Source organism: Yoonia sp. (genome assembly GCF_046498525.1).
In the GTDB taxonomy this organism is placed as follows: Bacteria; Pseudomonadota; Alphaproteobacteria; order Rhodobacterales; family Rhodobacteraceae; genus Yoonia.
This window is the reverse complement of record NZ_JAWOAN010000223.1, coordinates 1-10,708: the sequence shown is the minus strand read 5'-3', so window position 1 is coordinate 10,708 and position 10,708 is coordinate 1. Positions and strand designations below refer to the sequence as shown.

At 56.8% G+C, this 10,708-nt stretch carries 13 protein-coding genes; 8 read left to right on the top strand and 5 right to left on the bottom strand.

Annotated elements, in window-relative coordinates:
• The 6 genes from R6T97_RS13670 to R6T97_RS13645 all read left to right on the top strand — a co-directional run.
• Positions 1–252, top strand: a 252-nt coding sequence (locus R6T97_RS13670; protein ID WP_410349850.1) for a DUF2793 domain-containing protein, incomplete at its 5' end; no start/stop codon positions are given.
• A gap of 340 nt (positions 253–592) precedes the next feature.
• On the top strand, positions 593–1,153 hold the full coding sequence (locus tag R6T97_RS13665; RefSeq protein ID WP_410349849.1) for a F0F1 ATP synthase subunit delta: 561 nt from the start codon (positions 593–595) through the stop codon (positions 1,151–1,153).
• Positions 1,154–2,689, top strand: coding sequence for a F0F1 ATP synthase subunit alpha (atpA, locus tag R6T97_RS13660; protein ID WP_410349848.1), 1,536 nt, complete (start codon positions 1,154–1,156; stop codon positions 2,687–2,689).
• A gap of 25 nt (positions 2,690–2,714) precedes the next feature.
• A complete protein-coding gene (locus R6T97_RS13655) occupies positions 2,715–3,587 on the top strand; it encodes a F0F1 ATP synthase subunit gamma (protein WP_410349847.1) in 873 nt (290 codons plus the stop codon).
• A 17-nt stretch (positions 3,588–3,604) separates the two neighbouring features.
• Positions 3,605–5,029: a F0F1 ATP synthase subunit beta gene (atpD, locus tag R6T97_RS13650; RefSeq protein ID WP_410349846.1), complete on the top strand. Its 1,425-nt coding sequence runs from the start codon at positions 3,605–3,607 to the stop codon at positions 5,027–5,029.
• Positions 5,030–5,038: 9 nt separating this feature from the next.
• The gene (locus tag R6T97_RS13645; protein ID WP_410349845.1) at positions 5,039–5,464 is read left to right on the top strand and encodes a F0F1 ATP synthase subunit epsilon; all 426 of its coding nucleotides are present in this window, start codon (positions 5,039–5,041) and stop codon (positions 5,462–5,464) included.
• 59 nt (positions 5,465–5,523) lie between these two features.
• Here R6T97_RS13645 and R6T97_RS13640 read toward each other — a convergent pair whose 3' ends face one another.
• Entirely contained in the window at positions 5,524–6,198 is a 675-nt protein-coding gene (locus tag R6T97_RS13640; RefSeq protein ID WP_410349844.1) for a hypothetical protein, read from the bottom strand.
• A 173-nt stretch (positions 6,199–6,371) separates the two neighbouring features.
• On the opposite strand from R6T97_RS13640, the gene R6T97_RS13635 reads away from it, so the two are divergent.
• Positions 6,372–6,722, top strand: coding sequence for an H-type lectin domain-containing protein (locus R6T97_RS13635; protein ID WP_410349843.1), 351 nt, complete (start codon positions 6,372–6,374; stop codon positions 6,720–6,722).
• A gap of 3 nt (positions 6,723–6,725) precedes the next feature.
• Here the strand turns inward: R6T97_RS13635 and R6T97_RS13630 are convergent, their stop codons facing one another.
• Complete coding sequence (locus R6T97_RS13630; protein WP_410349842.1) at positions 6,726–7,745, bottom strand: ribose-phosphate pyrophosphokinase; 1,020 nt, start codon at positions 7,743–7,745, stop codon at positions 6,726–6,728.
• 118 nt (positions 7,746–7,863) lie between these two features.
• On the opposite strand from R6T97_RS13630, the gene R6T97_RS13625 reads away from it, so the two are divergent.
• On the top strand, positions 7,864–8,460 hold the full coding sequence (locus tag R6T97_RS13625; RefSeq protein WP_410349841.1) for a 2-hydroxychromene-2-carboxylate isomerase: 597 nt from the start codon (positions 7,864–7,866) through the stop codon (positions 8,458–8,460).
• Positions 8,461–8,482: 22 nt separating this feature from the next.
• On the opposite strand, the gene R6T97_RS13620 is transcribed toward R6T97_RS13625, so the two are convergent.
• The 3 genes from R6T97_RS13620 to ribF form a co-directional block, all read right to left on the bottom strand.
• Complete coding sequence (locus tag R6T97_RS13620; protein WP_410349840.1) at positions 8,483–9,529, bottom strand: threonine aldolase family protein; 1,047 nt, start codon at positions 9,527–9,529, stop codon at positions 8,483–8,485.
• The gene (locus tag R6T97_RS13615; protein WP_410349839.1) at positions 9,530–9,997 is read right to left on the bottom strand and encodes a YcgN family cysteine cluster protein; all 468 of its coding nucleotides are present in this window, start codon (positions 9,995–9,997) and stop codon (positions 9,530–9,532) included. It lies immediately after the preceding gene.
• Positions 9,987–10,708 (bottom strand): riboflavin biosynthesis protein RibF (gene ribF / locus R6T97_RS13610; RefSeq protein WP_410349838.1); only part of this gene is annotated, 722 nt, incomplete at its 5' end. The genes ribF and R6T97_RS13615, both read right to left, overlap by 11 nt.

The following is a 10,708-nucleotide window of genomic DNA, read 5'->3' as shown; positions in this document are numbered from 1 at the left end:
GTCCAGCTCACGCTTGAAAGCAGTGATGCGACAGCCCCGCCAGCACTGCCAAGCGAAGGGCAGGCGTGGGCGCTTGGTGCTGCGCCCACCGGTGACTGGTCTGGTCAGGGCGGCACTATTGCGACTTGGCGTGGCGGCGGGTGGCTATTTGTCGCGCCGCGTGAGGGGTGGATGGCTTGGGTCAAGAATGATGCAGAGCTGCAGGTCCTGACAGGCGACAATTGGACGACGCTGGCCGGCACAGGTGTCTGATCGGTCACAAACGATTCCCTTATAACGCTCTGTTCCGAGCAACACGACAGGCTGATGAAAGTGCGGGCCATAGCGGCTTCGCACTTTTGCCTGTTTTGGCTGTGAGCATGAAAAATGATCAATCCCGAGCGTTAACCCGCTGTTTGGGCGCTATCAGCACACATATGCACCGTAGCACGGCGGATACTTGTCGCATGGTGCTTGCGACGCCATAGGTCCTCTGCTACATCGCGCAGGATTTTGCCGCTCTCTCGTTTTCGTGAGGGCCAAAGAAGTTGCCCACTCGCGCCCCATTATACAGGTGTTGCGGGTCCGGGCCCAAGATATCGGAAGGTTCCTCGTGTCCGAAACTGCTGGAATTTCGACAGGCATCGCCAAGCGCTATGCAACAGCTGTGTTCGACCTCGCCAAAGACGGCAAGGCGATCAAAGCACTCGAATCAGATGTTGCTGCTTTGGAAGCAGCGATGGCCGATAGCGCCGATCTGCGTACTTTGCTGACCTCTCCGCTTTATAGCCGTGAAGAGCAGTCTGGCGCGATCACTGCGGTCGCCAAGAAAATGGAACTCTCGGACACCACAAGCAATGTATTGGCGCTGCTGGCAAGCAAGCGCCGTTTGTTTGTGTTGCCTCAGCTTTTGGCCGTTCTACAGGACATGCTTGCGGATGCCCGCGGCGAAGTGACTGCGGAAGTCACGACCGCCAAGAAGCTGACCAAGGCGCAGGCTGACAAGCTGGCGAATACACTCAAGGCCGAAGTGGGCAAATCCATCACCATCAAAGAAACCGTCGATGAAAGCATCATTGGCGGTCTTATTGTCAAAGTTGGCTCGAAGATGATCGATACATCGATCGCTTCCAAGCTCAACGCACTCCAGAACACTATGAAAGAGGTCGGATAAATGGCGATCCAAGCGTCTGAAATTTCTGCGATCCTGAAGGACCAGATCAAGAACTTCGGTCAAGAAGCCGAAGTGGCCGAGATTGGCCGCGTGTTGAGCGTGGGCGACGGTATCGCCCGTGTTTACGGGCTCGATAACGTACAAGCCGGTGAAATGGTTGAATTCCCCGGTGGTATCCGCGGAATGGCCCTGAACCTTGAATCCGACAACGTGGGCGTTGTTATCTTCGGTTCCGACCGTGACATCAAGGAAGGCGACATCGTCAAGCGCACCAAATCCATCGTGGATGTGCCTGTGGGTGACGAACTGTTGGGCCGCGTTGTTGATGGTCTGGGTAATCCGCTGGACGGCAAAGGCCCGATCAACGCAAAAAAGCGCGCAGTTGCCGACTCCAAGGCACCGGGCATCATCCCGCGCAAGTCGGTTCACGAGCCGATGGCGACTGGTCTGAAATCCGTTGACGCGATGATCCCGATTGGCCGTGGCCAGCGCGAATTGATCATCGGCGACCGCCAGACGGGTAAGACGGCCGTGGCGCTCGACACGATCCTGAACCAGAAATCCTACAACGACGCCGCTGAAAAAGAGTACGACAAGCTGTACTGCGTGTACGTTGCGATCGGTCAGAAGCGTTCGACCGTTGCGCAGTTGGTGAAGAAGCTGGAAGAAAGCGGCGCGATTGAATATTCCATCGTCGTGGCTGCAACCGCATCCGACCCTGCGCCAATGCAGTTCCTTGCACCTTACGCTGCAACCGCGATGGCAGAGCACTTCCGCGACAACGGCCGCCACGCGCTGATCATCTATGATGACCTGTCCAAGCAGGCTGTGTCTTATCGCCAGATGTCACTTCTCCTGCGCCGCCCACCAGGGCGTGAGGCTTATCCAGGTGACGTTTTCTACCTTCACTCCCGCCTGCTGGAGCGTTCGGCCAAACTGAACGAAGACAACGGCGCCGGTTCCTTGACCGCGCTGCCGATCATTGAAACCCAAGGTGGTGACGTATCCGCGTTTATTCCAACCAACGTGATTTCGATCACCGACGGTCAGATCTTCCTTGAAACCGAACTCTTCTACCAAGGTATCCGTCCAGCCGTGAACACCGGTCTTTCGGTGTCTCGTGTGGGTTCATCCGCGCAGACCAACGCGATGAAATCGGTGGCCGGTCCGGTGAAGCTCGAGCTTGCACAATACCGCGAGATGGCGGCTTTTGCGCAGTTCGGTTCTGATCTGGACGCCGCGACACAGCAGCTTTTGAACCGTGGTGCGCGTTTGACCGAGTTGATGAAGCAGCCACAGTATTCGCCGCTGACCAATGCCGAGATCGTCTGCGTTATCTATGCAGGCACCAAGGGTTACCTCGACAAGATCGACGTCAAGCAAGTTGGTCGTTTCGAAGCGGGTCTGCTCAAGCACCTCCGCACAAACGCATCCGACGTGCTCGATATGATCACCAAGGAAGACCCGAAAATCAAAGGTGAAGCCGAAGAGAAAATCAAAGCGGCGATTGACGCTTTCGCAAAAGACTTCGCTTAATCTTTGAGACAAAGGAGGTTTTGCTTTGGCTAACCTTAAGGACCTGAAAAATCGGATCGCGTCGGTCAAATCGACACGCAAGATCACGAAGGCCATGCAGATGGTCGCGGCCGCAAAACTGCGCCGCGCCCAAGATGCAGCCGAGGCATCGCGCCCCTATACCGAACGGTTCAACGCCGTGATGGCCGGGCTTGCTGCATCGGTTGGCGGATCAGATTCGGCACCAAAGCTGCTGTCCGGTACGGGCAGCGATCAGGTGCAGTTGTTGATCGTCATGACCGCGGAACGCGGGCTGTGCGGTGGCTTTAACGGCAACATCGCCAAGCTGGCCAAGACGCACGCACGAAGGCTGCTTGCCGAAGGCAAGACCGTTAAGATTCTCACGGTTGGCAAGAAGGGCCGCGATGCGATGAAGCGCGAACTGAGCGATCATTTTGTCGGTCACGTTGACATGACAGACGTAAAGCGGGTGAGCTACGCCGACGCGCGAGGCATCGCCAAGGATGTCCTTGGCCGCTTTGATGCAGAAGAGTTCGACGTTGCCACGATTTTCTTCGCACGCTTCGAGAACGTCGTAACGCAGCATCCGACGGCACAGCAGATCATTCCTGCCAAGTTCGAGCAGGCAGAAAATGCGGACGTCACGCTTTATGACTACGAGCCCAGCGAGGAAGAAATCCTTGCTGACCTGCTGCCGCGTGGAGTGGCCACTGCAATCTTCAGCGCCTTGCTGGAAAACGCAGCGTCCGAGCAGGGTGCACGTATGTCTGCTATGGACAACGCGACACGCAACGCTGGCGAAATGATCGACAAGCTGACAATCCAATACAACCGCTCGCGTCAGGCTGTGATCACCAACGAGCTGATTGAAATTATTTCGGGCGCGGAAGCGCTCTAGACCCGGAGAAGACGAAAATGGCAAATGCAAAAGGCAAGATCACGCAGATCATCGGCGCTGTCGTCGACGTGCAGTTCGGTGACCACCTGCCCGAGATTCTGAATGCGCTGATCACAGACAACAACGGCAAGCCGCTGGTTTTGGAAGTGGCGCAGCACCTTGGTGAAAATACTGTCCGCGCCATCGCGATGGACTCCACCGAGGGTCTTGTTCGCGGTCAGGAAGTGGTTGACCAGGACAACACCATCACGGTTCCCGTGGGCGATGCCACATTGGGCCGCATTATGAACGTCGTCGGCGACCCCGTTGACGAAAAAGGTCCGATTGGCGAGAAAGAGCGGCGCTCGATCCACGCAGATGCACCGCCATTTGAAGCACAGTCCACTGCCTCCGAAGTTCTGGTGACAGGCATCAAGGTGATCGACCTTCTGGCCCCTTATGCGAAGGGTGGTAAGATCGGCCTCTTCGGTGGTGCCGGTGTTGGCAAGACGGTTCTTATCCAAGAGTTGATCAACAACATCGCCAAAGTGCACTCGGGCTACTCTGTTTTCGCAGGCGTGGGCGAGCGTACACGTGAAGGAAACGACCTTTACTACGAATTCATCGAGTCCGGTGTTATCAATGCCGAAGATCTTACCAAGTCCAAAGTGGCCTTGGTGTATGGTCAGATGAACGAGCCTCCGGGTGCGCGTATGCGCGTGGCCCTGTCCGGTCTGACAATGGCGGAATCGTTCCGCGACCAGTCCGGTACCGACGTGCTGTTCTTTGTCGACAACATCTTCCGCTTTACGCAAGCCGGTTCCGAGGTGTCCGCTCTCTTGGGTCGTATCCCGTCCGCTGTGGGTTATCAGCCAACGCTGGCCACCGACATGGGCCAGATGCAGGAACGTATCACATCCACAAAGAGCGGTTCGATCACCTCCGTTCAGGCAATCTACGTGCCTGCGGATGACCTGACCGACCCTGCACCGGCGACATCGTTTGCGCACCTTGATGCGACAACCGTTCTGAACCGTGCGATTTCTGAAAAAGGGATCTATCCTGCGGTTGACCCGCTCGATTCCACATCGCGCCTGCTTGATCCCGCCATTGTGGGTGAAGAGCACTATGCAGTTGCCGCTGACGTGCAGCAGATGTTGCAGCGTTACAAATCCTTGCAGGACATCATCGCCATTCTGGGGATGGACGAACTGTCGGAAGAAGACAAAGTGACCGTTGCCCGTGCCCGCAAGATCGAACGCTTCCTGTCGCAGCCGTTTGACGTGGCACAGGTGTTCACCGGTTCGCCTGGTGTTCAGGTCCCACTGGAAGACACGATCGCGTCGTTCAAGGCTGTTGTCGCAGGCGAATACGATCACTTCCCAGAGGGTGCCTTCTACATGGTTGGCGGCATCGAAGACGTGAAAGCCAAAGCCGAAAAAATGGCCGCAGACGCGGCGTAAGGAGCCAAGATGGCAAACCTACATTTCGATCTGGTCTCGCCCGAACGCCGGTTGGCGTCGGTCGAGGCGACCGAAGTCCAGATCCCGAGCGCAGAAGGCGACATGACAGCGATGGCTGGCCATGCGCCGACCATCACAACGCTGCGCCCTGGTGTGCTGACTGTGGTGCACAGTGGTGGGTCTGATGCCTATGTTGTGTTCGGCGGCTTTGCCGAGATCACAGCGGCTGGTGTGTCCGTTCTGGCCGAGCAGGCATTGCCGCAGGCAGAGGTCACGCAAGAGGTCTATGACCAGATGGTCGAGGACGCAAAAGCGGCTTACGGTCGTGCGCAGGAAACTTTCAAGAACGAACCCGGTCCTGTTGATGACGCAGCCAAGCTGTTGTCGGACATGGTCGCGATCGGTGGTCATATCGGCCTGACCGCCAAAAACTAAGGTTTAGAAAACAAACAAAGAAAAGGCCCCGCGTTTGCTTGGCCTTTTCTTTTGGAAGCTTACCGCTTCAGGGCCCAAATGTTTGCATCGCCATATACATCAACTTCATCTGCCGTGAGCGTGATATCACGCCCGATACCGTAATAGCTGCCACCTGCATAAATCCCGTCGCCATCCGCGCCATATATCCGGCCATCCAGTGTCCCGGTCAAAGTGATGCCCTGCAAGCCGTTGTCCAGCGCACCATCAACCTGCACAGATAAACGAGTGTCGCCCAAGGTACCTGACGTGAGGCTGCCACCGGAAAAGGCGATATCCCCTTCATAGAGTGCCAGTTCAGTGCTGTCAGTCTCGGCATTATAAACCCAGCCCATAAACGCATTCGCGCCTCCGCTCATCGTGCCGGACTGCATATCCACGGTCAGCGACGCTGTGCTGCGCACGGCGGCGACCGGTGTGCTTGCGATATTGATCTCCATGAAACCGTCGTAAGAGACAAAGCCGGAACCGGGCAGATCGGCCAGCAATGTAAATCCGCCCGTATTGTAATTTGCCCGAACGGCCGCAAATTCATCGGGCATTTCAACCACGAAATAAAGCGCCTGCGCCTCGGTCGGGGCTGTGAACGGGCTGACGGCAGGTTGGTCTGTACCGCTACCATCTCCTGCTCCGTCGCCGTCTTCGCCACTGACTCCCTCGTCGCTGCCTCCCCCACCGTCATCAGGCGGGTTCATTGTGCTGCCCCCGCACGCGGACAGCACGACAATCATTAGGCTCACACAGAAAAACTGGAACAAATGGTGTTTCACGACCGTACCTCACGCAACATTTCAAATCCGTTAAGGTTGAGTTATCAGTAATTCATTAACCAAAAGTTATTGCAGTTTAAGGAAGCGTTAGGACGGTGATGAAGCGGTTTGCGAGCGGGACATTGGGAATTGACCACGGTGATGTGGTTCTCTTTTCTGATTTTGAGGATGGCGGACAAATGTGGCGCGGTGACGGGCCACGCCAGTCGCGGGCAGATGTGCGTTTTTCACAGCCCTATACAAAGCCGCCCCATGTGCAGGTCTCGATGTCGATGTGGGACATTTCCAACAATGCCAACAGCCGCGCGGATGTGCAGGCCGAAGATATCAGCGAAACAGGATTTACGATCGTGTTCCGTACATGGTCTGACACCCAAGTCGCACGTGTGCGCGTGACTTGGACATCCTTTGGCGCACTATCCCATGATGACGAATGGGAGCTTTACTAGCGCTTATTCCGCGGCGTAAAGCCCCTCGTAGATCGGGCCCAGTGTCTTGTGATCGAAGAGTGACGAGACGGACGTGCCATTCCACGTGTTCAGGATCGCCTGTGCGAACATTGGCGCTGTCGGTACGATGCGGATGTTCTTGCAGGCCTTGACCGCCTCTGTCGCTGCTATCGTGTCGGTGATCACAAGGCTCTTCATCACGGATTTCGACACCCGATCAACTGCGGGGCCAGAAAGTACACCATGCGTGATGTAGGAGTGTACTTCTTTCGCACCATTTTCCATCAACACCTCGGCGGCCTTGCAAAGCGTACCGGCAGTGTCGACGATATCGTCCACGATCACACAGACCTTGTCTTTCACGTCACCGATCACCGTCATCTCGGCGACTTCGCCCGGCTTGCCGCGCCGTTTGTCCACGATGGACAGGGGCGCGCCAATCCGTTGCGCCAGATCACGTGCGCGGGCCACGCCGCCGACGTCAGGGGATACGACCATGACCTCGTCGATCTTGCCACGGAAGTGATGCATCGCATCGAGGGCGTAGATCGGTGAAGCATAAAGGTTATCGACCGGAATATCGAAAAAACCCTGAATTTGCGTTGCATGCAAATCCAGGGTCAAAACGCGTTCGATGCCGGCTTCTACGATCATATTCGACACCAGCTTGGCCGTGATCGGGGTACGCGCCTTGGATCGGCGATCCTGTCGGGCGTAACCGAAATAAGGGATCACGGCGGTGATGCGTGCCGCAGAAGACCGGCGCAGCGCATCGGCGATGATCAGCAGTTCCATTAGGTTGTCGTTGGCAGGGTTCGATGTGGGCTGGACGATGAACATATCCTCGCCACGCACATTCTCGAATACTTCGACAAAAATCTCGCCATCGTTGAAACGTTCGACCCGTGCATCACACAGACCTACCTCCATTCCACGGTGCATCGACATACGACGTGCGATTGCGGTAGCGAGTGGCTGATTGGCATTGCCGGAAATCAGCTTGGGCTCGATCATGGTGGGCATGGGGATGGTCCTTTGGCAGAAAGGGTTGCGACGCACATGTAACAGATTCGTGGCGTTGACACCGGTTAGCACAAGCTTACCGTCTCGCAAAGAATTCCGCAGCTTAAGGAGCCGCAAAATGCCCCATATCGACTATTACTTCGCCACGCTGTCTCCGTTTACCTATTTGAGTGGCACACGTCCGGCAGAAGTCGCCAAAAAACATGGGGCCACGATCACCTACAAGCCGCTTGATATCATGGCGCTGTTTGCCCGTACCGGCGGTGTGCCGCCCAAGGATCGCCATCCGAACCGGCAGGAATACCGACTGCAGGATATGGCACGTCGGGCGAAGCTTTTGGGCATGCCGCTTAACCCCAAACCGATGTTCTGGCCAACCAATGGCGCACCTTCGGCCTATGCCATCATTGGCGCACAAAACACCGGGGCCGATGTCGCGGAACTGGTTACTGCCTTTGGCGCAGCTTGTTGGGCCGAGGAGCGGGATATCAGTCAGGACGATGTGGTGCGTGATTGTCTTGAGAAATGTGGGTTTGACCCGGCCTTGGCAGACAGGGACATGCTGACCAGCGCGGACACCTTTGGCAAAAACCTGGAAGATGCGGTTCATGCGGGGGCTTTTGGCGCGCCGTTTTTCATCACCGACACCGATCAGCGGTTCTGGGGCGAGGACCGCATTGATGATCTGGATGCTTATCTCTCGGGCAAGCTTTAGGCGGCAGAAAGTGCTGCTGCGATTATCCGTTCAGCAAATCAACAAACCGGCTGACGCCCTCTTCGGTCATGGACCAGTCGCAGACCAGCCGTCCGACTAGGGGGGTGTCGGGGTCGCCGGTTTCCGGATCGCCGTTCATGACGTAATAGACTGCACCAGCGTCGAGCATCCGTTTGTGCGCGCGCCGGGGCATCTCGAAAAAGATCATGTTGGCTTGCGGTTCAAACAGCATGTTGACCGCATCGTGCTTTCGCAGCCCCTCGGCCAGTTGGGCGCAACGTGCATTGGCTGAACGGGCCATATCGAGCCAGAGCCCATCGGCAAGATAGGCCTGCATTTGCGCGGATAGATAACGATGCTTGGACAAAAGATGCCCACCCCGCTTGCGCCGCAGCTCGAACTCCCACGCAATCTCGGGGTTGAATATCACGCAGGCCTCTACCCCTAGCGCGCCGTTCTTGGTGCCGCCAAAGCTCACCGTGTCGATGCCGGCTTTCCACGTCATTTCCGCGGGCGAACAGTCAAGTGCCACAAGCGCATTGGCAAAGCGCGCGCCGTCAAGGTGGGTTTGCATCCCGAAGTCCTGCGCAGTGGATGCCAGTGCACGGATTTCATCCAGCGTGTAGACCGTTCCCTTCTCTGTCACCTGAGTGATCGACAGCGGGCCGCGCTGGGGGCCGTGGACGCCGCGGTTTTCCTCGCCAAGGATCGTTTGGCGCAGGTCGTCCGATGTCATCTTGCCATCGGTCGTGGGCACAAGCGTCAGCTTGGCCTGTGTATAGAACTCGGGTGCATTGCACTCGTCCTCGTGAATATGCGCACATTGGGTACAAAAGATGGTTTCCCACGGCTTCGTCATCGAGGCCAGCAAGACAGAGTTAGCTGCAGTCCCGTTGATGATCAGATAAACGGCGGCCTCTGGTGCCTCAAATATGTCGCGCACTTGTGCGCGGACTTCGTCCATGATCGGGTCAGCGCCATAGCCCATGGCGTAGCCGTTGTTGGCAGCGACCAGCGCCTCCATCACCTTTGGATGGGCGGGGCCTGCGTTGTCTGAAGCAAAAAACATTTAAAGTGGTTCCTCGATAATGTGGTCGTCCCAGTCGTCTTCATCGACGTCGAATTCAGGAATGGTCATGCCACGGACAGATACGCCTGCCTCGTGGACCGAAGCGGGATCACCCGAGATCAGCGGATGCCAGTTATAGAGCGGGCGCCCCTCATGAACCAGACGATAGCCGCAGGTCATGGGTAGCCAATAAAGGTTGTCAACGATGGTCTTGGGCGTCAGCACGATACATTCAGGCACGAATTTATGGCGGTTTTCGTAATTACCGCAAAGACAGCTTTCATTGTCCAGTAAGCGGCAGGCGATGCGTGTCAGAGCGACTGTCCCATCGTCGTCTTCCAGCTTGTTCAAGCAGCATTTGCCGCAGCCATCGCAAAGCGCTTCCCATTCCTGCTGGTTCAGCTTGGACATCGGCTTGGTTTCCCAAAACCGTGGTGTCAGCCCGTTGCGTGGGATCTCAGTGGACATCGGCGAGAATCTTTCGTGCAGTGGCGCAATCTGCGTCCATCTGTGTAATCAGCGCGTCGAGGCTGTCGAATTTCAACTCGGGGCGCAGGAAATCGACCAAGGCGACAGACAGGGTGGACCCATAAAGGTCGCCTTTGAAATCGAAGATGAAGGTTTCGCAGTTGGCAACGTTTTCGCCAAACATCGGGCGCACACCGATGGATGCAGCGCCGTTATAGGTGCCCTTGTAGGGGCCATCAAGCACATCGACCTTGACCGCATAAACACCGAATTTGGGCGGGTGCAGGCCGGTGATAGACATGTTTGCAGTTGGATAGCCAAGGTCGCGCCCGCGTTGATCGCCACGGATCACTTTTCCTTCGATCCTGTGCCAATGGCCCAGCATTGCTGCGGCATCCCGCGGCTTTCCGTCGGTCAGTGCTTGGCGGATGGCGGTGGAAGACACATTGACAGTGTCAATCGCGATAATGGGTGCGATGGTGACGCCGAACCCCATTTCAGCGCCAAAAGCTTTAAGGTCTTCGACCGTTCCGGCGCGGTCCTTGCCAAAGCAGAAATCGGCACCGACGACCACGTGCCTGAGCCCGAGCTGATCGGCAATGATGGTCTGTGCGAACTCGCGCGGGGTCAGGCTGGCGAGGGCTGCGTTAAAGGGGACCTCGTAGAGCTTTTCGACACCCAGCTTGGCCAGACGGTTGACGCGGGCTTCGG